At 64.2% G+C, this 21,135-nt stretch carries 21 protein-coding genes; 9 read left to right on the top strand and 12 right to left on the bottom strand.

Translation table 11 applies throughout. From position 1 onward, the window contains the following. The first annotated feature begins 16 nt into the window (after nucleotides 1-16). Nucleotides 17-2,242: a HelD family protein gene (locus tag AC6I1W_RS06555; protein ID WP_171048579.1), complete on the top strand. Its 2,226-nt coding sequence runs from the start codon at nucleotides 17-19 to the stop codon at nucleotides 2,240-2,242. On the opposite strand, the gene metF is transcribed toward AC6I1W_RS06555, so the two are convergent. Further along, nucleotides 2,139-3,077 carry a methylenetetrahydrofolate reductase [NAD(P)H] gene (gene metF / locus AC6I1W_RS06550; protein ID WP_016667297.1) on the bottom strand — a complete coding sequence of 313 codons (939 nt, stop codon included), beginning with the start codon at nucleotides 3,075-3,077 and terminating at the stop codon, nucleotides 2,139-2,141. The genes AC6I1W_RS06555 and metF overlap by 104 nt on opposite strands. A gap of 91 nt (nucleotides 3,078-3,168) precedes the next feature. Here metF and AC6I1W_RS06545 point away from each other — a divergent pair, with 91 nt between their 5' ends. Then, nucleotides 3,169-4,266, top strand: coding sequence for a polyprenyl synthetase family protein (locus AC6I1W_RS06545; RefSeq protein WP_117189301.1), 1,098 nt, complete (start codon nucleotides 3,169-3,171; stop codon nucleotides 4,264-4,266). Nucleotides 4,267-4,276: 10 nt separating this feature from the next. On the opposite strand, the gene AC6I1W_RS06540 is transcribed toward AC6I1W_RS06545, so the two are convergent. Both AC6I1W_RS06540 and AC6I1W_RS06535 read right to left on the bottom strand, forming a co-directional pair. Continuing rightward, the gene (locus AC6I1W_RS06540) at nucleotides 4,277-4,675 is read right to left on the bottom strand and encodes a barstar family protein (protein ID WP_069101636.1); all 399 of its coding nucleotides are present in this window, start codon (nucleotides 4,673-4,675) and stop codon (nucleotides 4,277-4,279) included. Next, complete coding sequence (locus tag AC6I1W_RS06535; protein WP_333490116.1) at nucleotides 4,672-5,112, bottom strand: guanyl-specific ribonuclease; 441 nt, start codon at nucleotides 5,110-5,112, stop codon at nucleotides 4,672-4,674. The genes AC6I1W_RS06540 and AC6I1W_RS06535 overlap by 4 nt, the downstream gene beginning before the upstream one ends. A 119-nt stretch (nucleotides 5,113-5,231) precedes the next feature. Between AC6I1W_RS06535 and AC6I1W_RS06530 the strand changes: the two genes are divergently transcribed. Continuing rightward, nucleotides 5,232-6,656, top strand: coding sequence for a protein kinase domain-containing protein (locus AC6I1W_RS06530; RefSeq protein ID WP_117189302.1), 1,425 nt, complete (start codon nucleotides 5,232-5,234; stop codon nucleotides 6,654-6,656). Between the two features lie 49 nt (nucleotides 6,657-6,705). Then, on the top strand, nucleotides 6,706-7,665 hold the full coding sequence (locus AC6I1W_RS06525; protein WP_261795789.1) for a DMT family transporter: 960 nt from the start codon (nucleotides 6,706-6,708) through the stop codon (nucleotides 7,663-7,665). A 12-nt stretch (nucleotides 7,666-7,677) separates the two neighbouring features. On the opposite strand, the gene AC6I1W_RS06520 is transcribed toward AC6I1W_RS06525, so the two are convergent. The 4 genes from AC6I1W_RS06520 to AC6I1W_RS06505 form a co-directional block, all read right to left on the bottom strand. After that, nucleotides 7,678-8,325, bottom strand: coding sequence for an MBL fold metallo-hydrolase (locus AC6I1W_RS06520; RefSeq protein ID WP_016667291.1), 648 nt, complete (start codon nucleotides 8,323-8,325; stop codon nucleotides 7,678-7,680). A 78-nt stretch (nucleotides 8,326-8,403) separates the two neighbouring features. After that, nucleotides 8,404-9,822, bottom strand: coding sequence for a class II 3-deoxy-7-phosphoheptulonate synthase (locus AC6I1W_RS06515; protein WP_171023512.1), 1,419 nt, complete (start codon nucleotides 9,820-9,822; stop codon nucleotides 8,404-8,406). Between the two features lie 63 nt (nucleotides 9,823-9,885). Further along, on the bottom strand, nucleotides 9,886-10,458 hold the full coding sequence (locus AC6I1W_RS06510; RefSeq protein ID WP_171023513.1) for a 1-acyl-sn-glycerol-3-phosphate acyltransferase: 573 nt from the start codon (nucleotides 10,456-10,458) through the stop codon (nucleotides 9,886-9,888). Between the two features lie 151 nt (nucleotides 10,459-10,609). Next, entirely contained in the window at nucleotides 10,610-11,365 is a 756-nt protein-coding gene (locus AC6I1W_RS06505) for a lysophospholipid acyltransferase family protein (RefSeq protein ID WP_016667288.1), read from the bottom strand. A gap of 60 nt (nucleotides 11,366-11,425) precedes the next feature. Between AC6I1W_RS06505 and AC6I1W_RS06500 the strand changes: the two genes are divergently transcribed. Beyond that, nucleotides 11,426-11,833, top strand: a complete 408-nt coding sequence (locus tag AC6I1W_RS06500; protein ID WP_016667287.1) for a hypothetical protein — start codon at nucleotides 11,426-11,428, stop codon at nucleotides 11,831-11,833. Between the two features lie 4 nt (nucleotides 11,834-11,837). Here the strand turns inward: AC6I1W_RS06500 and AC6I1W_RS06495 are convergent, their stop codons facing one another. Together AC6I1W_RS06495 and AC6I1W_RS06490 are read right to left on the bottom strand one after the other, a co-directional pair. Then, the gene (locus AC6I1W_RS06495) at nucleotides 11,838-12,908 is read right to left on the bottom strand and encodes an ROK family glucokinase (RefSeq protein WP_036975861.1); all 1,071 of its coding nucleotides are present in this window, start codon (nucleotides 12,906-12,908) and stop codon (nucleotides 11,838-11,840) included. A 6-nt stretch (nucleotides 12,909-12,914) separates the two neighbouring features. After that, complete coding sequence (locus tag AC6I1W_RS06490; RefSeq protein ID WP_016667285.1) at nucleotides 12,915-14,024, bottom strand: C40 family peptidase; 1,110 nt, start codon at nucleotides 14,022-14,024, stop codon at nucleotides 12,915-12,917. 311 nt (nucleotides 14,025-14,335) lie between these two features. On the opposite strand from AC6I1W_RS06490, the gene AC6I1W_RS06485 reads away from it, so the two are divergent. Further along, nucleotides 14,336-16,096 carry a DEDD exonuclease domain-containing protein gene (locus tag AC6I1W_RS06485; RefSeq protein WP_021108674.1) on the top strand — a complete coding sequence of 587 codons (1,761 nt, stop codon included), beginning with the start codon at nucleotides 14,336-14,338 and terminating at the stop codon, nucleotides 16,094-16,096. Here the strand turns inward: AC6I1W_RS06485 and AC6I1W_RS06480 are convergent. Beyond that, nucleotides 16,016-16,594, bottom strand: coding sequence for a rhomboid family intramembrane serine protease (locus AC6I1W_RS06480; RefSeq protein WP_036910428.1), 579 nt, complete (start codon nucleotides 16,592-16,594; stop codon nucleotides 16,016-16,018). The genes AC6I1W_RS06485 and AC6I1W_RS06480 overlap by 81 nt on opposite strands. A 198-nt stretch (nucleotides 16,595-16,792) precedes the next feature. Further along, the gene (locus AC6I1W_RS06475; protein WP_016667282.1) at nucleotides 16,793-17,305 is read right to left on the bottom strand and encodes a peptidylprolyl isomerase; all 513 of its coding nucleotides are present in this window, start codon (nucleotides 17,303-17,305) and stop codon (nucleotides 16,793-16,795) included. A 183-nt stretch (nucleotides 17,306-17,488) separates the two neighbouring features. Here AC6I1W_RS06475 and AC6I1W_RS06470 point away from each other — a divergent pair, with 183 nt between their 5' ends. The 3 genes from AC6I1W_RS06470 (at nucleotide 17,489) to AC6I1W_RS06460 (ending at nucleotide 20,094) form a co-directional block, all read left to right on the top strand. Further along, nucleotides 17,489-18,631 (top strand): sunset domain-containing protein, encoded by a 1,143-nt coding sequence (locus tag AC6I1W_RS06470; RefSeq protein ID WP_016667281.1) that lies wholly within the window; start codon nucleotides 17,489-17,491, stop codon nucleotides 18,629-18,631. Between the two features lie 263 nt (nucleotides 18,632-18,894). Continuing rightward, nucleotides 18,895-19,374, top strand: coding sequence for a hypothetical protein (locus tag AC6I1W_RS06465; protein ID WP_016667280.1), 480 nt, complete (start codon nucleotides 18,895-18,897; stop codon nucleotides 19,372-19,374). Nucleotides 19,375-19,383: 9 nt separating this feature from the next. After that, nucleotides 19,384-20,094, top strand: coding sequence for an A24 family peptidase (locus AC6I1W_RS06460; RefSeq protein WP_016667279.1), 711 nt, complete (start codon nucleotides 19,384-19,386; stop codon nucleotides 20,092-20,094). Here AC6I1W_RS06460 and trpD read toward each other — a convergent pair. Continuing rightward, a complete protein-coding gene (gene trpD / locus AC6I1W_RS06455) occupies nucleotides 20,081-21,133 on the bottom strand; it encodes an anthranilate phosphoribosyltransferase (RefSeq protein WP_016667278.1) in 1,053 nt (350 codons plus the stop codon). The genes AC6I1W_RS06460 and trpD overlap by 14 nt on opposite strands. Between the last annotated feature and the right edge of the window lie 2 nt (nucleotides 21,134-21,135).

Below are 21,135 nucleotides of genomic sequence, written 5' to 3'. Positions count from 1 at the left end.
CACTGATCCTCGCGTTGTGAAAGCTGAGATCGCCAAGGAACAGGCCCATGTCGACCGGGTCCGCGCTCAACTGGAGATCGACGAGAACAAGGCTCGCATGCTGGCCACGGCTGGCCAGGACATGTACCGCTCCGATCGCACCAGTTGGGTCCGCGAAGAGGACGGTACGGCGATGTTCGAACGCGATGCCTTCTCATACAACGCGGCCAAGAGGTTGGCAATCCTCGATGCCGAACACGAGGGTTTGGTCTTCGGTCGACTTGACCTCGCTGACGATGACGAGGTGCGTCACATTGGGCGTATCGGCGTGCGTGACGCTGATTACGAGCCCCTCGTCATCGACTGGCGCGCCCGCGCCGCCGAGCCCTTTTATCGCGCCACCCCGTCCGATCCGATGGGTGTGATCCGTCGTCGTGTGCTGCGCTGCCGGGACGACAAGGTCCTTGGCATCGAAGACGACCTACTGGACTCCACCTCGCAGGCCGACCTGCCGATCGTCGGGGAGGGAGCCCTGATGGCCGCCCTCTCACGGGCTCGCGACACCCAGATGCACTCCATCGTCTCGACCATCCAGGCAGAACAGGATGAGGCCATTCGCGCCCCTTACCAGGGCGTGACGACGATCATGGGCGGGCCTGGAACCGGCAAGACGGTCGTCGCCCTGCATCGTGCCGCCTTCCTGCTGTACTCCCATCGAGCCCGGCTGGAGAACGGCGGGGTACTCGTCATCGGACCGTCCTCGGTCTTCATGAGTTACATCGAGCGGGTGCTCCCCAGTCTCGGCGAGGACTCCGTCACCCTCCGCTCCGTCGGCCAGGTACCCTCTGACATCCTGAGGTTCTCCTCCGATCGCCTCGACGAGCCCCGCACGGCCAACATCAAGGGCAGCCTTGACATGGTCGATGTGCTCACCCGGCTGATCGACCTACCGATGTCGGCCGAACCGGATCCGATGCGCCTTCGAGTCACAGTCAAGGGTGAGGTGCTCACCCTGGGTTCTCACGCCCTGGCCGCCACCCGCCATCACATCCTCAAACGCAACCGATACAACGACGGTCGCGAAGCTGTTGAGGCCTCGCTCAAGGATCAGCTGTGGAACATCCTTCCTGAAGACGTCAGCTCCGCCCATGACCTGAGCAAGGAGCAATTCGACGACCTGGTCTCCTCCCAGGCGTCCTGGCGAATGTTCCTCAATGCCTGGTGGCCGACCCTGTCGGCCACGGACGTCCTGGCCCGGCTGGCTGACCCGGCGGTCGTCAAGGCGGTCGCTCCGGACTGGGATGACGAGACCTGTCAGCTCGTCGTCAACTCCATCCCCACCGAGGTGGACCGGCGTGGACGCCGTGACTGGTCGGTGGCAGACATGGCCCTGCTGGATGAACTGGCCGCTCTGCTGGGTCCAGTTCCGCCCGAGCCTGATGCGGAGGACCCAGTCTTCATCGAGGGCGGGGACGCCGAGGAGCTCGTCACCCTGAGCGACCGCCTCCATGATGCTCGTCAGATCGATGAGGACGAGCCGCGAGACACCTACGCCCACGTCCTCGTCGACGAGGCCCAGGACATCTCGCCGATGCAGTGGCGAATGATTGGGCGACGTGGCCCGCAAGCCTCCTGGACGATCGTCGGGGATCCGGCCCAGTCGGCCTTCCCCCACCCGGAGCAGACCCGGTCTGCCCTCGACGAACTGGTGGGCAATGCTCCCTCACGAACCTTCACGCTGACGAAGAACTACCGATCCCCGGCGGAGGTCTTCGACCTTGCCGCGGAGGTCGTCGTCACCGTCCAGCCCGATGCCGACCTTCCTCAGGCGGTGCGCTCGGTGGGGGTGCAGCCAACCGTGGTGCGTACCGATGCCCTGTGGGCCGAAGCGCGCTCCCAGCTCGACGAGATGCTTCAGGAGGTTGACGGGACGATTGGTCTGGTCTGCCCGGCGAGCCTGGTCGACCAGGCTGGCGACCTCGCCACGGATCCGCGCATCATCCCGGTGACGACGATGCAGGCCAAGGGACTCGAGTATGACGGCGCAGTCGTCGTCGATCCGGAACGCATCGTCTCCGAGACGGGGAACCCCACGAGCGGCGTCCGGGTGCTCTATGTCGCCCTCACCCGTCCGACCCAGCGTCTGGCAGTCGTCGGGCTCAGGCGGCCGGAGTCGCCTCGAAATCTGCAGGCAGACCAGCCAGCTGCGGCCGACGCCGGGCGAGCATGGTCCGAAGCTCTGTGGTCGCACGAGACCTGTTAAGCGTGTAGTAGTGCAGACCGGGAGCGCCGCTGTCGAGGAGCTCACAGCACATGTCGACGGCGGCCTCCAGACCAATGCGCCGCACGGCTGCCTTGTCCTCCTTGACGGCCTCGATCCTGGCCACTAGCTCGGCCGGGACGTCGGTGCCGGACAATTCGGCGAATCGACGGATTTGGCCGTACGAGGTGATCGGCATGATTCCCGGGATGATCGGGATGTCACAGCCCATTGCGCGCACCCGATCCACGAGTCGCTGGTAGTGGGAGGGGAGGAAGAACAGCTGGGTGATGGCGAAGGATGCCCCCGCCTCGGCCTTGTCGACAAGGATGCGCGCGTCGAGGTCGATGTCGGCGGACTCCGGATGACCGTCCGGGAAGGCCCCGACTCCCACGCATGCCTCGGGGTGAACCCGCTTGACGAGCCGGACGAGCTCGGTGGCGTTGGGCAGACCCTCGGGATGGGCGACCCAGGGCTGCCCGGCCCCACCGGGCATGTCTCCTCGGACGGCAAGGATGTGGTTGACCCCCGACTCGGCATAGTCAGCGACCATCTGCTCGAGGTCGGACACCGACTGGACGACACAGGTGAGGTGACCGACGGTTCGCAACCCCGTCGAGACCATGTGCTGGGTGCAGCGGAGGGTGCGATCACGTCGTGACCCGTTTGCCCCATAGGTCACCGAGATGAAGTCAGGAGCCATCGGGACGAGAGCGTCGGTGGCACTCCAGAGCCGATAGACATCGTCCTCGCTGCGCGGCGGCATGAACTCGAACGAGTGTAGGGGGCGATCCCCCGCGGCCAGCAGGTCGGCAATGGTCGGCTTCTGGGTCTGCATGGCGTCAGGCTAGGCGGCGCGTCCATCCGATGAGCCTCCTGTCCAGCCTGCGGACTCGTCTGCAGCCATCAGACCGCCCTATGCTGGCTTCATGTTCCCCTTTGACCCGTCCGCTCCGGTCAGCGCCGATTTCCGAGAGTCTGTGGGTGCGAGGATCGCCACCTTCCTCGATGGCGAGAAGGGGGTTGTCGACGCGATCGGTGCCGAGCTGTCCCCTGTCCTTGACGCTGCCCGCGACTACACCGGTGGCGGCAAGAGGCTTCGTCCCGCCTTCTGCTACTGGGGCCATGTGGCTGCCGCAGGACAGCCCGCGGAACCGAGCGGGCTGCTGCAGGCCGCCGCCAGCCTCGAGCTGCTGCACGTGTCGGCCCTGGTGCATGACGACCTCATGGACCACTCCGACACCCGGCGCGGTCTCCCGTCGGTTCATCGTCGCTTCGAGGCTGCTCATGCCGAGGCCAAGGGTGACGGCCCCTCCGAGCAATTCGGGTTCGACATCGCCATCCTGCTCGGTGACCTGCTGCTGATGTGGTCAGCCCAGATGTTCACCTCTGCTTCCCTGGAGGCCAGCAAGCTCGCTGCCGCCACGCCTCTCCTGGACGCCATGCGCACCGAGGTCACCTGCGGCCAGGTCCTCGACGTCACCTCCCAGTCAGGAATGGCAGGGTCGGACTCCGAGTCAGCCCTTGATCTCGTCGGCCGGGTCGTGGAGTACAAGTGTGCCTCTTACACCGTGGTGCGTCCTTGCCAGATCGGGGTGGCCCTGGCAGGAGGTTCAGATCGCCTCCAGCAGACGATGGCCGATTTCGGCTCCCCCATCGGGCGGGCCTTCCAGTACCGCGATGACCTGCTCGGCATCTTTGGTGACGCCGTGCTCACCGGCAAGCCGGCCGGGGACGATCTGCGAGAAGGCAAGCGCACAGTACTCGTCGCCCATGCCCTCGACCAGGCTGACGCCAAGGACGCCGCCCGATTGGAAGGATTCCTCGGTCGCCCCGACCTCGACGACTCCGACGTCGCCACGGCCCGCCACATCATTGAGAGCAGCGGGGCCAAGGATGCCGTCGAGTCCACCATCGACGAGTGCCACCGACGCGCTGTGGCAGCACTGGATGGCGCTGAGATGGCCGAGGCAGGTAGGACCGCTCTGCGCGAGCTGGCACGCCAGTGCGTCGAGCGTCGCTTCTGAGGTAACTGTCTCAGCTCAGCAGGAGGGCGAAGCCGTCGAGCTCGTCCTCGTCGAGACGCTGCCCGATGACGTCGACCAACCGTCCCCAGTCCTGGGGATTGTCGCGCTGGAAGGGCTGCCAGCCCGTCCACAACACGGCGGTGTCGCCCTCGACATCAGCCAGGCAGTCACGCAACGCGTCAAGGTTGTGGCCGTACCAATTCGGAAAGGACAGGGTGTTCCCGAAGCCCGTCAGGACGGCATCAAGGTCTGCCCCTCCGGCCATGTGGAAGATTCGCCATCCCGCGTTGCGCCATACTCGTGCGACCTCGGATGGATCAGAAGCACTTGCCGGGTCGACGAGTACGATCCCGGACCCAACGGGGCCTCCGGCCTGTGGACCTGCCTGGACGTCATTCTCGGTTGTCATCGGACGATCCTCCGGAACGTTGAGTAGTGGTCGGCGGTCCAGAAGCATGCCGCGTCAGAGCCACAGACGATGCGACGCGGGCCGCGACCGCTGACTCCCGGGGTGACGACGGTGTACTCGTGATACCACCCATCCTCGTGATGGGGCAACGCCCCGCTGTTGTTGTGATAGACGATGCCGTCACGTCGGAATGGGAACGGTCCGCCGGCATTGATGAGATTAAGGGTGTGCTGAGCTTCCGATGGGAGCTGGTCCTCCCTGATGGTGGGAAGGCCGTCAGAGGGCCGTGCGGTCGCCGAGATGGTCGCCCGCGAAGAGGTTGGCGTGGAACTCGAAGCTGGACTGGAGGGGGCAGAACAGCCCATGACTACGGCAGACAGCAGAGCGACGAGCCAGACAGACCAGCGGCGGGAACGAAGCCAATGCGCGACAGTCATAAGTTCAGCCTAAGGACTCGCCGGGTCACCCTCCAATTCCCTCATGGGGACTGCGCATACACTTCGAGGTGGGCCGCACCCCCTTCTTCCCCGACCGTGCGTGAGGCGTAATCGTGAGCATGACCATGAGCACTGACCCCTTGGTGGGTCACATCCTCGAGGGTCGCTACGAGATCGTGTCCAAAATCGCTCGTGGCGGGATGGCAACCGTTTATCGAGCCCAGGATTTGTGCCTTCCTCGCATCGTCGCGGTCAAGGTCATGCACGAGGGACTCGACGCGGAACTTGCGGAACGATTCGACTCCGAGGCCAAAGCGGCAGCGCGGCTCGTCAACCCCCATGTGGTGTCGGTCTTCGACCAGGGGATGGATGGGGAGCGCCCGTTCATCGTCATGGAATACGTGCCTGGGTGCACCTTGCGCCACATCATCACCCAGGAGGCGCCCCTCACCCCGGTGCGGGCCCTTGATCTCCTCGAGCCGGTGGTGTCTGCCCTGGCCAGCGCCCATGAGGACGGGCTGGTGCATCGCGACGTCAAGCCCGAGAACGTCCTCATCTCGGACCGCGGCCAGATCAAGGTCGCTGACTTCGGTCTGGCACGTGCCGTCGGCAACCAGACGATGTCCGCGACCTCCGGGCAGCTGATCGGGACGGTGTCCTACATTCCTCCTGAAAGGGTGACACGAGGCAGTTCCGACGAGCGCTCGGACATCTACTCCGCCGGTATCGTGCTCTTCGAGATGCTCACCGGCCACAAACCCCATACCGGGGACTCCCCCATTCAGGTGGCATGGGCGCACGTCAACAAGGACGTGCCCGCTCCCTCCCAGTACCTGGCCAATGGCACCCGTGCTGAGCGAGACATCGCCTGGCTCATTCCGGGCTACCTCGACGGCTTGGTGCGGGCATGCACATCGCGCGACCCAGCCAAGCGTCCTTCCGATGGACGAGCCCTTCTCGACCTGATGCGTCGTGTTCGCCACGCCCTCTCGACGGGGCGAAGTGACGACCCGGCTCTGGCCGCCCTGCAGGCACGCGCATCCCGGCCCAGTGTCGTCATCACCGATCCCGTGGCACATGCTCCCCAAGGATCCACTGATCGTTCCACCCGCCGTCGTGGTGAGCCGATTCACCCCGGGACGGCGTCGGTACCACCGTGGTCACGCAGCAACGCCACACCGGTATCCCCGCACACTCCCGTCTCGACACCGGATTCGCCATCGTCACCGATGGATCGGCACCCCGCTCCCCGACCAAGCCGGCCCGCCGCACCCGTCAACCGTGGTCGACCGCGTCCTGCACATCGACCAACAAACCAGCCAACCCTCCACTCCCGATTGGCGCAGGATGCCGTCCATCGCCGTCGTCGTGGGGTCATCGCGACCGTCTTCATCGTCCTAGTGGCGGTGCTGTGCGCATATCTGGTCTTCCACTTCGCGTCCTCCCAGTACTCCGCGAGCGGCCTTCCAGGAGCAAATCCGGTCGCGCGAACAGCCGTTCACAACGAATCATCCGGAGTGCACACCGTCTCACAAAATATTTGACGTCATTTTGGGTTGCAGAGCGAAGATTCTCCCGCGTATCATCTGATTCGTGGTTGGTTTTCGTTCTTCGCGCCTTGCTGTGCCCGCACTTCTTCTCATGGCTGCTCTCTGGGGATCGACCCTGGTCGTCATGAAGGGCGTCTACGCCCACATGAGCCCGGAAAACCTGCTCGCCTGTCGCTTTGCCCTCGCTGCGGCCGCCTTCGGGATCCTCTTTCCCAAGGCTTGGCGTACGGACATGCGCACCATCACCAAGGGAGCCATCCTCGGCGTCCTCTTCGCTGCCGGACAGCTGCTCCAGTCCATCGGGCTGAGCAGCACCGAGGCCGCGACGAACGGATTCATCGCCAGCCTGTACGTCGTCTTCACCCCGCTGCTGGCAGCCGTCATCTTCCGCAGGAAGGCGCCCAATGCCGTGTGGGGAGCTGTTGCCCTGGCGACCGTCGGTATGGGGGTGCTGGCCCTTGACCCGTCCTCCATCGGGAGCGGGTTCGGTGGTGTCGGCCAGCTGTTGACCCTGGCGTCCGCCCTGGCCTACGCCGGCCACATCGTGGCGACCGGACGTTTCGCCAACCCGTCCAATGTCGCGTCGTTGGGCCTCTACCAGACCATCACCGTCGCCGTCGTCTGTACCATTGCGGCCTTGCCCGGTGGCCTGAGTGCTCCCACCCACATGGAGGATTGGCTCGCCCTGGCCTACCTCGCCGTCATCTGCGGCACCCTGACGACCTTTATGCAGAGTTGGGGCCAAGCCCGCGTCGAGTCCACCCGTGCCGCCGTCATCATGTGCACCGAGCCGCTGTGGGGAGCCATCTTCGCCATCGGTCTCGGCGGCGAGACCCTCACCGGTCGTATCACGATCGGCGGTATCGCCATCCTGGCCGCCATGGTCCTCGCCGTCCGCCCGCCTCGTCGTCGTCGCGGTGCACCTCAGCACCACACCGAGCCTCCGGCGTCCCAGGTCAATCCGGCCTGGGCTCCGAGGTTCGGCATGGACCGAATGCTCTAAATCCTTTAAAAGTCAGTCCTCGGGAACTTCCCAGGGGTGGCCACCGCGTAGATCGTGGAAGATGGTCGGGACCATCTCCTGGTGACGATCGAAGGACAGCTGCCAGCCTCGCTCGTTGAGCAAGCCGTCATGGATGAGGAATCCATGACGGGCCCCCACAGACCTTGCGAAGTCGAGGGTCTCCTTCATAGCCGCCCATGGACCATGGGCTGGGCAAGCCAGGACGTCGACTCCTCGCGGAGTCTCGTCCAGCTCGTCACCGGGATGGAAGAGGATCGTGCCGAGTCCCTCACCGATGAGGTACCCGACGTTGCCGATCGGCTCGAGATCCCGATGGATGATCGCGTGATGACCACCCACAGCCTCGATCCTTACCTCACCGAGCTGCAACACGTCACCTGGAGAGATGGGATCGGCGTCAAGGGCAGGGACCTCGTGGCACGCACCCTCCTCAGCACGGACGACGGCCCCGGAGTTGGCGTCGACCAGAGCACCAACGTGATCAGGATCAACGTGATCGGGGTGTCGATGGGTGACGAGGATGGCGTCCAGGCCGGTCAGCCCGTGCCAAGCCTGGCTGAAGTTGCCAGGGTCGACGAGGATCCGCTGCCCGGCTGCTTCGACGAGGATGCAGGAGTGCCCCAGATGCGTGATTCTCATGTCTCTAGTGTTCCGCCGCCACCAGCCGACGGCAACCAGTTCAGCGACATTCGCCGCTGAACTCGCCCACCTGACTCATCACAGATCGATGCCGCGGAACCTCGCCAGCGGGCTGACGGCATTGCGCTTGAGACGACCGTCAGCCAGCCTCTCGGCAATCATGAACGCCAGTTCCAAGGACTGGTTTCGGTTCAGACGCGGGTCGCACGCAGTTTCGTACCGATTTGCCAGGTCAGCCTCGGCGAGCATGTCGATGCCGCCCAGACACTCCGTGACGTCGTCACCGGTCAACTCGATGTGCACGCCCCCTGGCCAGGTGCCCAGCTCTTCGTGGACGTCGAAGAAGCCATTGACCTCGTCGCAGACATCAGCGAACGACCGCGTCTTGTAACCGTTGTCGGTCTCGAAGGTGTTGCCGTGCATCGGGTCACAGCTCCACACCACCTTGCGGCCGGTGGCCTCGACCGCCTCGATGACCTTTGGCAGGTTGGTGCGTACTGCCTTGCTGCCCATCCGGGTGATGAAGGTGAGACGTCCGGGCTCGTGGTCCGAGTCAAGAGAGTCTGCGATGGCGACGGCATCCTCCCCTGTCGTCGTCGGGCCGAGCTTGACCCCCAATGGGTTGCGTACATGACGCAGGAACTCGACATGGGCGCCGTCGAGCTGACGGGTCCGCTCGCCGATCCACAGCAGGTGACCCGAGCAGTCGTAGGGCAGCTGGGAGCGTGAGTCGATCCTCGTCATGGCGTGCTCGTAGTCGAGCAACAGGGCCTCGTGGCTGGCGTAGAAGTCGACGGTGGAGAGCTGATCGTCCTCGACTCCACAGGCCATCATGAAGACCAGTGCCCGCTCAATCTCCGATGCCAACGCCTCGTACCGGGCCTCGACGTTGGAGTTACGCACGAAGTCGGCATTCCACGCATGGATGCCACGCAGGTCGGCGAAGCCACCGGTGGCAAACGCCCGCACCAGGTTCAGGGTCGCTGCTGACGCGTTGTACACCCCGACCAGACGTTTGGGATCGTGCACGCGTGCATCCGGGGTGAACTCAAACCCATTGACGGCGTCACCCCGGTAGCTGGGCAGCGTGAGGCCGCGTCGGGTCTCGATGTTCTTGGAGCGCGGCTTGGCGTACTGCCCGGCGATCCGGCCAACCTTGACCACCGGGAGCTGACCGGCATAGGTCATGACGACTGCCATGGACAGCAGCACACGGAGTTTTCCTTTGATATTGGCGGCATTGACGCCGGCGAAGGTCTCCGCGCAGTCGCCACCTTGCAGTAGGAAGGCCTCGCGATTGGCAACCGCTGCCAGATGGGCGCGAAGGTCATCGCACTCCCCTGCGAACACCAGTGGAGGCAGAGCGCGAAGCTGTTCGATCACCTCGCCAGTCGCCTGGGGATCGGGGTAACTCGGTTGCTGGACCCGGGGCAGGGCGTTAAGGGCCTCAAGACTGGGAACGCTCTGGGACATGGCCGGGAGTCTACTTCCCCTCACCGCCATCATTGCTTCCGTTCCGCACAGTGAGGGTCTCACTCAGGCCCGTGCTCGACCCGGCTCTCACCGGCCCGGGTGAATGCCGTGTTCTGCCAACCGATCAGCCAGCGAGGCCTTGCGGGCCTGAAGCTGAGCAGCCAGTCGGGCCTTCTCCTCCTCGCGGGCAAGCTCCTCGGCGTCGCGGGCGTTCTCCTGGCTCAACTGTTCCTCCTCGGCCTGACGGCGCCTCTTGCGATCCCGCCTCAGCTTGCGCATACGTGAGATCCAGATGAGTGGGCGCGGCCGAAGATCTCCCCTCACCGCCGGATGGTCCTGGTAGGTCAGTCCCGTGAGATCACACAGAGCCAGAGCGATGTCGTCGGCAGCCGCTCTCAGGACCGCGTGGGAGTGCGGCGTGGCGGCATGGCGAGACAGGTCGACAGGATCACCGAGGACAAGCCCTCCGTCGGTGACCTGAGCTGGCACGACGAGGGCCCCGGCAGCAAGCGCCAACCGGGCAACCTCGACGTCAACCCGATGGATCTGCCCTGCCCAACTGTGCACCCCCTCAGGTGCCATGACGACGACGCAACCCTGAGACAGGTGTTCTCGTGCCTCGCCATGGCATTGCTCGCCCCTGGACCGACGTCCGGACATCCGGTAGACCTTGCGTTTCGCTCCTGACAGGCACTGCTCGGCCGTCACCAGATCTCCGCGACGACGCAGATGAACCGCAACGATCACTGGTTGAGCGGGCAACGGTTGGCCTGTCACCTCGCCATGGGATCGACGCAACCAATTCATACCATCAGGCCTTCGCCACGCGGGGCGGCGGAACGGGCTTTCCACCTGGTCGGGGTTTGACGAACTTCGAGACATCCTTGCCCCGGAGATTGCCGTGCTTCACCCGGAAGCCATACACGTCGACATATCCCTGGCCGGTGAGATCGCTGATCGCTCCCATCACCTCATCGGTGACCCACCGCAGTACCGCAGTCTCCTCGGTGCGATCAGCCAGCACGTCGAAGTGCATGGGCTTACCGAAGACGATGGTCGGGTGCTCCAGCAACGGGATGCCGAGAACCTTGCGCCTCACCGTGGTACCGCTGATACCCACCGGCACGACCGGAGCTCCCGAGCCCAGGGTCATCCGGGCAACACCCGTCTTACCCTTATAGAGTCGGCCATCAGGCGAGCGAGTTCCTTCCGGGAAGATGCCGACCAGGCCGCCCTCGGCGAGTCGGCGTTCCACCGGCCCCATGGCGTTGACGCTGGTGCGGCCACCCGAGCGATCCAGCGGCACCTGATCAACCGCGCGCAGGAACCACGCGACCACCTTCGACCAGAATCCACGATCCCCGGCGAAAAGCTCCTTCTTGGCCGGATAGGTGAGTTTCCGATCAATCATGGACGCCACGATAATGGGGTCCAGGGCCGCAATGTGGTTACAGGCCAGGATCACCCCACCCTCGGCGGGTATGTTTTCCTCACCGATGACACGGGGGTGCCACAGGGCTCGCACTCCTGGTCCGAAGAGCGCATACTTGAAGAACTCGTACCACATGGGGCCTCCTCGGCGACCAAGCCTAGCGGCACCTCGAGTTCCCTGACGGGCGGAGGGATGATGGACAGCGACGACAACGATGTCGATGCCGCATTCGAGGAGCTCATTGGTCGCGAATTCGGAGAGGTTGTCACCGCCCCGGGTCGCCCTCCTCCCCATGACCGACCGGCACGGCGTGCCCCGGCTCCCATTCCCCTCGAGCCGGCACCCGATCCCGACGAGATTGATGAGCCATCACCCGTCGGATCACCATCTCCGACGAGCCCGGTCACAAAGGTCGGACTCATCCTGGTGGCGATCTGCATCGTCACGGTGTTGCTGTCGATGGGAGGGATCAACATCCCCGGAACAGCGCTCATTCTGGCGATGACGTCAGGAGGAGCCGGAGCGATTCTGCTCATCTGGCAGGCCATCACCCGGCGGGAACGCGACGACGCCGGCCCGTGGGGCAATCATTCTCGGCTGTAGCCGCTCATCTGTCCCGGACGACGGGCCCGGTAAGGGTCTCAGTGAGACTTTGACGCAGTGTGCGACGTGGTTTGCGGACGGCAGTACGTCGGCGCGGCCAGAAACCGCGCGCCAGGCCCGGAGGCTCATTGATGGAGTGACGGGCGAGATCGGCAGCACCGATCAACCCTGCGTCGTTGCCGAAATGAGCCTTCTGGATGTCAGCCATGGGCCGGAAACCTCGACCGGTGAGGGTGCGGGCATACACCGTGCGGGCGGGCTCGAGCAGCAGGTCCCCGGCAGTACTGACGCCCCCGCCAACGACGAAGAGATCAGGGTCGAGGGCGGCGGCAAGGTTGGCCATGCCACGGCCCAGCCAGATACCGATGTCTGCAATGAGTTCGATGGCCAACCGGTCGCCGTCCACGGCCGCGCGGGTGACATCAGGGCCGACGAGGTTATCAGGATCACGATCGGTGACATAGGACAACAGATCCTGGACCCCGGGAGCTCCTTCCGCCAGGAGGGCGCGAGCATCCCTCACGAGAGAGTTTCCGGACGCGTACTGCTCCCAGCAGCCACGGTTGCCGCACGGGCACCAGTGACCGTCTGGAACAACCGTCATATGGCCGAATTCACCGGCCATGCCATAACGACCACGGAACATCCGCCCATTGATGACCAGCGCCCCACCGATGCCGGTTCCCAGGGTGAGACACACCATGACACGCGATCCCTTGCCAGCTCCGAACCGGAACTCGGCCCAGGCGGCTGCGTTGGCGTCATTGTCGACGAGAACGGGGACGGTGATGCGCTCGGAAAGACGATCCCGCAGCGGCTCGTTACGCCATGCCAGGTGCGGGGAAAATCGCACGAGCGCCTGCTCGGTGTCTATCCACCCCGCAGCCCCGATACCGACCGCGCAAATCGGGAGGTCGTAAGACAACTCGCGAACTGATTCGACGATCGCGTCCTCGACGGCCTCCGGACTACGAGAAGGAGTCGGGCACTGGATACGCCGAACGATCTGGCCATTTTCATCCACGACACCAGCGGCAACTTTCGTGCCGCCGATGTCTATACCGACGCTAAGCAAGGAAGGTCAGCCGAAGCGGCGCGCACCCTGGTACGAGGTCTGTCCCGCCAGGACGGAGATCTTGATGCCGGTTCGCGGGCTGGATGCGTGAACGAACTTGCCGCCACCAATGTACATGCCGACGTGGGTGATGCCCGGGTAGAAGAAGACGAGGTCACCCGGTTGCAAGTCGGACGTCGCCACTGGGCGACCTGCCGCGTACTGAGCGGCTGCGGTTCGCGGAAGACCGACGCCAGCCTTGCCCCACGCGACCATCATGAGACCGGAGCAGTCATACCCGGACGGTCCAGTTCCGCCCCAGATGTAAGGCTTGCCGAGCTGGGCCATCGCGAAACTGAGAGCGGCCTGAGCACGGGAAGAGACACTTTCCGAAGGAGCAGGGATCGAGACCTGATCACCCTTCGCGTTCTGAGCGGTCTGCCGAGCTGACGAGGCAGCAGAACGTCCCGCAGTCCGGGACACGACGTTGGCGGTCGAAGCAGCCGCGTCCGCAGCCTGGCGACGCTCGAGCTCGGCACGCTGCTGTGCGGAGAGGCGCTCGACGACCTCCTTGGCCTCCTGCTCCTTCTTCTTGGCGTCAGCCAGCAGCTTGGCCTGCTGGTCACGCTGAGCCTTGATGGTGGCTCGGTCAGTCTGGGCCTGCGACTCCAGGGAAGCCAACCGGGCCTGCTGAGCCTGAAAGTCCTGGAACTGTTCAGTGGTGCGATCGGTGACGTTCTGGACGGTTGCCAGCTTGGACAGGAACTGGCCGGAGTCACTACTGGTCACGAGCTGGGTGGTCGTCGAGACACCGCGGCCGCTCTGGTAGTCGCTCAGAGCAACACGACCGAGGGCCTTGCGCATAGTCGCCACCTTGGCAGACTGCGCACCGAGGTCCTTCTGCGAACGATTGAGATCCTTCTGAGTCTTGTCGAGAGCAGCCTGGGCCTTGGTGTAGTCCTCCTGCACCTTGGCGGTCTGCTCGTCGAGCTGAGCCAGGCGGACCTTCGCCTGATCGATGGGGTCAGGAGCAGCCTGAGCCCCAAGCTCAACCGATCCCACCGTGCCGAGGATGATCGCTCCCGTCATCGCAGCTACTGCGACGCCCCGTCCACGTCGAGAGGTGCCACCACTCATCTGAGAAGCTCCAAATCTGCGCTCCACTGTCTACCCTTCACCATCACCTGACCAGTCCGACCGCATCATGACGCGGTGGGACCGAATCATCCGTCCAACTGTGATTTGGCCGTCGAGCCCGGACCATCCCTGCCGACTGAGAGAATCTTATGTGGTCCTCAGGGGCTGGGCAACTCCTCGGGGAAAACGCTCACACCAGTGCGCGTCCATCGCCGATATCCGGGCGCGCCACGGCTCTGACACGGCTGTTCTCCATCGGTCTCGCCCATGTGCAACACATCCTGTCACAGGGAGTGTCTACCGTCCCGATCATGACCGCACCTCTCCAGCCCTCCTTCGACGATCTGGGCACTCCTCTACCCGACGTCACCTTCTGCGTCGTCGACCTCGAGACCACCGGCACTGGCGACAATGCCCAGATCACCGAGATCGGGGCGATCAAGGTGTGCGGAGGTCACGTCGAGGGTGAGTTCCAGACCCTCGTCCGCCCGTCCGGACCAATTCCGGCTTCCGTCCAGGTCCTCACCGGTATCACGGACGCCATGGTCCGGCCTGCACCACCACTGGACGCCGTCCTGCCAAGTTGGTCAGAGTTCAGTCGGGGTACGGTGCTGGTGGCCCACAACGCCCGCTTCGACGTCAGCTTCCTCAAGCGGGCCTATGCCGAGCACGACTACTCGTGGGAAAACCCTGCTGTCGTGGACACCCTCGCGCTGGCTCGCTCCGTGCTCCCCCGTGACGAGATTCGCAACTACAAGTTGGGCACCCTGTCCCAGTTGTTTCGGACCACGACGACGCCGTCTCATCGCGCACTGGCTGATGCTCGTGCGACTGTCGACGTCCTGCACGGTCTCATCGAACGAGTGGGAAACCTCGGCGTCACCACCTTAGAAGACCTGCTGGAGATGACTCACCGGGTCCCCCGAGTTCGGCGACGCCGCCGGGTGTGGGCCAAGGGCCTCCCGGAAGGACCTGGCGTGTACTGGTTCTGCCTCGACAAACCAGCACCCTCCCCGCCCGAGGTGCTTTACGTGGGCACGTCGGTCAATATTCGACGACGGGTGTCGCAGTACTTCACAGCCTCCGAGACGCGGCGCCGGATGGACGAGATGGTCCGGGTCGCAACAGGGGTGCAAGCCCGAGAATGCTCGACTCGTCTTGAGGCGGGAGTGCGAGAGCTACGTCTCATTGACGCCCACCAGCCGCGGTACAACCGTCGTTCGCGTCGCCAAGGGTCGGTGTGGTGGGTCACCCTCACTGACGAAGCTCATCCCCGCCCCTCTGTGGTGCAACAGGCCCATCGCGACTCACAGCCGCCGTGGGGACCATTCACGAGTCGTCGAGCGGCAACTCGCGCCGCCATCGTCCTCGCTGAAGCGTTTGGCCTTCGACAGTGCAGCGGATCACTGTCACGTCATCCTGACGGGTGCCCGTTGGCGGAGATGGGACGGTGCTCAGCCCCTTGCCTGAATCCTGCCACGGACTACTCAGCAATCGTCGACCGCACTCGCACGGCCATGACCTCGGACGTCCGTGATCTCACAGATCGGCTTGCGGAACGAATCGCCCACCTGTCCGACGCCGAGCGCTTCGAGGAGGCCGCGGAATACACCGAGGACGCCCGAGAAGTACTGAGGGCCACCCGACGACGTGCCCGGTTGGCGTCCTTGGCGTCCTGTCCCCAGATTGTGGCGGCCCGGCGGGAAGCCGCTTTCTGGGAGATTCACGTCGTCCGACATGGCCGACTGGTTGGAGCAGGACGATGCCGCACAGGAGCCGACCCCATGCCCACCATCGATGCGATTTGCGCAACGGCGGAGAGCGTCGCCCCTCCCCCAGCAGGTCTACCGGCATGCACCGTCGAGGAAGCCGAGTTGGTTGCATCGTGGTTTGAAGAGCCTGGGGTCCGGCTCGTTGACATCACCGGGGAATGGTCATGGCCAGCCCACTGTTGGATGGCCACGGAAGAACTCGCCGTGCGAGTAGCCGCCTCACACCACCCAGGTGACGACGAGGGCGGCGAGACAGACCGCGAGGATTGCCAATCCCGCCCCGAGCTGGCGACGGTGTGAGGACCACCGGGTCTGCAGCCATGCCCAGCCAGACACCGCTCCAACGACAACTGCGCCGATATCGGCGATCCAGGTGTACGACCCAATCACGATGGCCCAGATGATGAACATCGTCAGCAACACAACGTCCGCGCGAACGTCCTGTTTCTGGACGTACTTGACGACCGCCGATGCCGCCATCAAGCCAAACAAGCCACACAGGGATCCTTCGAAGCAGTACGGCGCCCCCGCAAGGCTGATCGCCGTCGATCCACCAACCCCACACAGCAGGTACAGGAAGGCGAACTGCACCGAACCGGTCATCGGCTCGATCTGATGGCCGATGAGCACCAGGACCAAACCGCTCAGGACGGCACCGAAGATGGACGACGTCGTCAAGGAGAAGACCAGCGGCCGCCAGATCTGGAAGTCATAGGCCTTCACGGCTCCAGAGGCCAACATCGACGACAAGGGGGTGAATTGTGCCGCAATAGCCACCAGCACGGTCACGACGGCCAGGGCCAGCGACGCCGGACACAGTGCCGGGGCGGGGCGGACGGGGTGCTCACTCCATCGGTCAGGCATGAATCTCCTCCGGTCCAAAGCCGTCGATGACGGGGAAAGGCGACAGTGGTGGAAATGCCCCGAGGTGCGGCCACCTCGGGGCAGGCACCCTGGTTCTCGCGAACAAGCCCGCGGGGACCAGGGCACTAGGCGTCAGGACAGCTCGACGCTCTCGATGACGACCGGCTCGACCGGACGATCCATACGGCCAGTACGAACCTGAGCGATCTCGTCAACGACCTTGCGGGACTCCTCGTTCGCAACCTCACCGAAGATGGTGTGACGACGGTTCAGGTGCGGGGTCGGGGCGACGGTGATGAAAAACTGGGAACCGTTGGTGCCCGGCCCTGCATTGGCCATGGCCAGCAAGTAGGGCTTGGAGAAGACGAGCTCGGGGTGGAACTCGTCAGCGAACTGGTAGCCGGGGCCGCCAGTTCCGGTACCGAGGGGGCAACCGCCCTGGATCATGAACCCGTCGATGACACGGTGGAAGGTCAAGCCGTCGTAGAACTTGCCAGTGGTCGGCTGACCAGTGTGCGGGTCGACGTACTCCTTGGTGCCGCCAGCCAGGCCGACGAAATTCTCGACGGTCTTGGGAGCCTGATCGGCAAAGAGATTGAGGACGATGTCGCCGTGGTTGGTGTGCAGAGTCGCGGTAGAGGCCACCTGCCTGCCTTCCTATGAGAAACGATGTGGTCGATCCCAGACTACTGAGTCTCACACTGGACTGACCGGAATTGACTCTCCGGTGAACATCAGGAACTGCGGTTCCCTGGTCTGAGGGCCATTTGATGGATACCGTGGGGAGTGCTCGATCACGAGCTTTATCCCATACGAATTGGAGGAACCGTGTCCTGCAAGAAGAAGGCTTCCCGCAAGACCGCCGCCGCAAGCAGCCCCAGCACGCTCAAGGAGCAGCGTGCACAGGCGCTGGAGATCGCCGCCGCATACCTCACAGCCGCCCAGGACAAGGCTGCTCCGCTGGCCTCGCAGGTCAATGACAAGCTCGGGCCGCTGACCGACCAGCTCTCGGACAAGATTGGCCCCATCTCGGAGAAGCTCGGACCCATTTCCGACCAGGCCGTCGAGGCTGGCAAGAAGGCCCTTGACGTCTCGAAGGAGTACGCCCAGGAGAAGGTTGTCCCGACTCTCCACCAGGCTTATGACACCTTCCAGAAGGACATCCTTCCCGGACTCGAGGAGCGTGCCGAGAAGGTCACTGCCCTGCCCGCCGTCGAGGAGGCCACCCGTCGCGGACAGGCCGCCGTCTCCGCCCTCAAGGGCGAGTCGACTGAGCTGGCCGCCAAGGCTGGCATCGAGACGAAGTCGGTCAAGAAGGCCAAGCGCCGCGGCAAGTTCGGCAAGGTGCTCGGCACCCTCGCCATTCTCGGCGGAATCTCAGCTGCTGCCGTCGTCGCCAGCCGGCGCTTCATGAGCTCCTCCGACGATGGCTGGACTGCCCATGAGCCCAAGGTCACCTACTCCTGGACTCCAGGAGACAAGGAGGAGATGGCTGACAAGCCCGCTCCGAAGCCGGCCACCAAGGCCGAGGAGAAGTCTCAGGACAAGTCTGCCGAGAAGGCTGAGGCCAGCCACGGTTCCAAGCCGGTTGCCAAGCCCGAGCCGAAGAAGAAGGACAAGTCAGTTCCGGCCGACCCCGTCGCCGCCATGGCTGACGAGGGTGGTCCCGCAGCCGCTGCTCCCGAGACGACCGCTGAGACCACCATCTTCGTCGACGAGGGCGCTCGCTCTGAGACGACCACCAAGGACGGCGCCACCAAGGCTCCCGAGGAGAGCAAGAAGGACGAGGAGCCTAAGGCCACCTCGTACGTCGGTGAGAACCCGCCGGAAGGCTACGTCATCAAGGGCAATGACCGCTCGATGAAGTACCATGTCCCCGGTTCGGGCGGTTACGACCGCACCATCGCCGACGTGTGGTTCGCCACTGAGGAGGCCGCCCAGGCTGCCGGGTTTACCAAGGCCCAGCGCTGAGTTCTCATTCCACGATTTCGACGGGGCTCGTCACTCGACGGGCCCCGTCGTCGTGTGTATCGAACGTTTCGCGGAGGTGAAACGGCTCCACTCACGTACCCGATTCCCATTTGTGTAATCCAGTGTCGTTGCATGGCCCGCAATGTAACAGTCATGTAACAACATAGTTTTGATGTCACATTGGGCTTCTGTGGTGGCACTTATGCCCATTAGATGAGTGTTCAACGTCCCTCGGGGCACACCACGACAGAAAGGCCTGTCACATGATTGGACCCGATCTACAGTCCTCGGCAGCGTCGACAGCATGGGTCGACGCCCGCTATTTCTCCCTTCACGTCCGTTCCCTCGTTCATGAATGTCGCATCCCATGGCGAGTCATCGCCCTCCTCGCGCACGTCCCCAGCCAGACCGTCCGACGGCTCGCCGGGCAGGGTGACCGGCCCCTGCAACGGATTCGCGTCATCGATGCCATGCGTATCCTCACGGTCAGTGTCGATGATGTCGAGGCAGCACGCGAAAGGGTCGTACCAGCCGGAAGTACCCGGACCAGGGCTCTCGCCCTTCGGAAAACTGGTTGTGACGTCGAGGACATCGCCGCCATGCTCGACGTGACGATCCCCCAGGCTCAGGCCCTCCTCGACGGAGAGGAAGACATGTGCACCGAGATGACGCGACTTCGGGGTCGAGCGGCATGCGAGGCCCGTGGCCTGATCGCCACCCCCGAGCCCATCACATCCTTGTGAGCCATCCTCATGTGGGCCGTCATCGGGATTGCAATCTCCTGCGGGCTCGCGCTGTGGCATCTTCTCATCACCGTCCCCCGGCTGGCAGAACCAACTGTCGAGGTGGTGGGTGACGAGATCCTGGCCATCAAACCGCGATATGACTCCCTGGCCACACCGGCCCGGACCCTTATCGTCATCGCAACAGCCGCGGTATGTGGATTTTCCTCAACCCTTGCTCCACGGTGGAGTTGGGGACCCTGGTGGGTCTGGTCCGGATCGGTCGCGACCCTGGCAGCCGTCGATCAAGCAACCACTTTCCTGCCGGTGAAGTTGTGGCGTCGATGTGTCGCCGAATCAGCAGTCGCACTCGTCGCAGGTATGGCTATCACGGGACCACCGCACTTACCAGCCCTGGCCGGATGCGTTGCCGTGGCAGCAGTATCAACAGGTTTCTTCTGGCTGATGTGGCGGCTGAGCTCCTCCCTTGGGTATGGGGACGTCAGGCTGTCAGCCGGGACGGGGTTTCTCGGTGCGACCACGGGCGCCCTTGCCCCTCACCCAGACGTCTTCCAGGCTGGCATGACGACTTTGCTTGCCTCAACCGTGCTGGGAGCGGTAATGGCGATCGTGACGACACTCATCCGCCGATGCCGACCCTCACCATGGGGATCAGCATTTGCATACGGCCCGGCCTTGTGGGCCGGGCCGTGGGTAGCGCTTGCAATCAGTCTGAGGTAACAGCGATCCAGCGATCGAGGCGACCACTGGCAGCCCCGGAATCAATGGACTGGACAGCACGTTCCAGCTCCTGAGCCAGCTGCGGGACGAGCTCCTCGTCGATCGTCGGCCCGTCATGGGCCAGCAAGGCTGCCGCCGCGTTCAGCAAGACGATGTCGCGCACCGGGCCGTGCTCCCCCGCCAAGACCTTGCGAACGACTCCAGCGTTGAACTGCGGATCCCCACCCACCAGGTCAGCCGGAGCAGCCGGAGTCAAGCCCAAGGCGGCCGGATCAATCTCGGTCTCGACAACCTTGCCGTCGGAGATAACCCAGACCTGCGACGTCGTCGTGGTCGTCAGCTCATCGAGACCATCCTCGCCATGGAAGACCAGTCCGCGAGTACCTCGCGCCGCCAAGGCGTCGGCGACCAGCGGAGCCATGGCACCATCTGCGATACCGATCGCCGCAGCATGCGGGCGGGCCGGGTTCGTCAGCGGGCCGAGGAGGTTGAAGGTGGTCTGGATGCCGAGCTCCTTGCGGGCCGGAGCGGCGTGACGCAAGGAAGCGTGGTAGCGCGGGGCGAAGAGGAAGGCCAGGCCCACCTCGTCAAGAACATCCGCCTGGCGCTCCGGATCAATGTCGACTCCAACGCCGAGAGCCTCCAAGCAGTCTGCCGTTCCGCAGGCAGAGCTGGCGGCGCGATTGCCGTGCTTGACGACCTTGACCCCGGCGCCAGCGGCAACGAGGGCCGCCATCGTCGAGATGTTGACAGTATTGGCGCGGTCGCCACCGGTACCGACGATGTCAACGGCATCGCGATCCAATTCCACCGGTGTGGCCTGGGAAATCATCCCCTCCGCCATGCCTGCGATCTCATCGGCGGTTTCACCCTTGGCCCGCAGTGCCACTGCGAAGCCCGCAACCTGTACTGGAGTCAGTTCTCCGGATAGGACCCTCTCCATCGCCGCGGCAGCGGTGCCACGATCCATGTCGCGCCTCGCAACGAGATCGGTCAGCAGGTCAGCCCAGGTGAACTCGTCGATGCGATCCTCGGACATGA

It is taken from the genome of Cutibacterium sp. KB22876 (assembly GCF_059728865.1).
This window is presented reverse-complemented; position numbering and strand designations above follow the sequence as displayed.

Excerpts from the sequence above, each read along its gene's own strand:
- metF (WP_016667297.1), bottom strand. The coding sequence starts at position 3,077 with ATGCAGACCCAGAAGCCGACCATTGCCGACCTGCTGGCCGCGGGGGAT.
- AC6I1W_RS06545 (WP_117189301.1), top strand. The coding sequence starts at position 3,169 with ATGTTCCCCTTTGACCCGTCCGCTCCGGTCAGCGCCGATTTCCGAGAG.
- AC6I1W_RS06540 (WP_069101636.1), bottom strand. The coding sequence starts at position 4,675 with ATGACAACCGAGAATGACGTCCAGGCAGGTCCACAGGCCGGAGGCCCC.
- AC6I1W_RS06535 (WP_333490116.1), bottom strand. The coding sequence starts at position 5,112 with ATGACTGTCGCGCATTGGCTTCGTTCCCGCCGCTGGTCTGTCTGGCTC.
- AC6I1W_RS06530 (WP_117189302.1), top strand. The coding sequence starts at position 5,232 with ATGACCATGAGCACTGACCCCTTGGTGGGTCACATCCTCGAGGGTCGC.
- AC6I1W_RS06520 (WP_016667291.1), bottom strand. The coding sequence starts at position 8,325 with ATGAGAATCACGCATCTGGGGCACTCCTGCATCCTCGTCGAAGCAGCC.
- AC6I1W_RS06510 (WP_171023513.1), bottom strand. The coding sequence starts at position 10,458 with ATGTCCGGACGTCGGTCCAGGGGCGAGCAATGCCATGGCGAGGCACGA.
- AC6I1W_RS06505 (WP_016667288.1), bottom strand. The coding sequence starts at position 11,365 with ATGTGGTACGAGTTCTTCAAGTATGCGCTCTTCGGACCAGGAGTGCGA.
- AC6I1W_RS06500 (WP_016667287.1), top strand. The coding sequence starts at position 11,426 with ATGGACAGCGACGACAACGATGTCGATGCCGCATTCGAGGAGCTCATT.
- AC6I1W_RS06490 (WP_016667285.1), bottom strand. The coding sequence starts at position 14,024 with ATGAGTGGTGGCACCTCTCGACGTGGACGGGGCGTCGCAGTAGCTGCG.
- AC6I1W_RS06485 (WP_021108674.1), top strand. The coding sequence starts at position 14,336 with ATGACCGCACCTCTCCAGCCCTCCTTCGACGATCTGGGCACTCCTCTA.
- AC6I1W_RS06465 (WP_016667280.1), top strand. The coding sequence starts at position 18,895 with ATGATTGGACCCGATCTACAGTCCTCGGCAGCGTCGACAGCATGGGTC.
- AC6I1W_RS06460 (WP_016667279.1), top strand. The coding sequence starts at position 19,384 with ATGTGGGCCGTCATCGGGATTGCAATCTCCTGCGGGCTCGCGCTGTGG.
- trpD (WP_016667278.1), bottom strand. The coding sequence starts at position 21,133 with ATGTCCGAGGATCGCATCGACGAGTTCACCTGGGCTGACCTGCTGACC.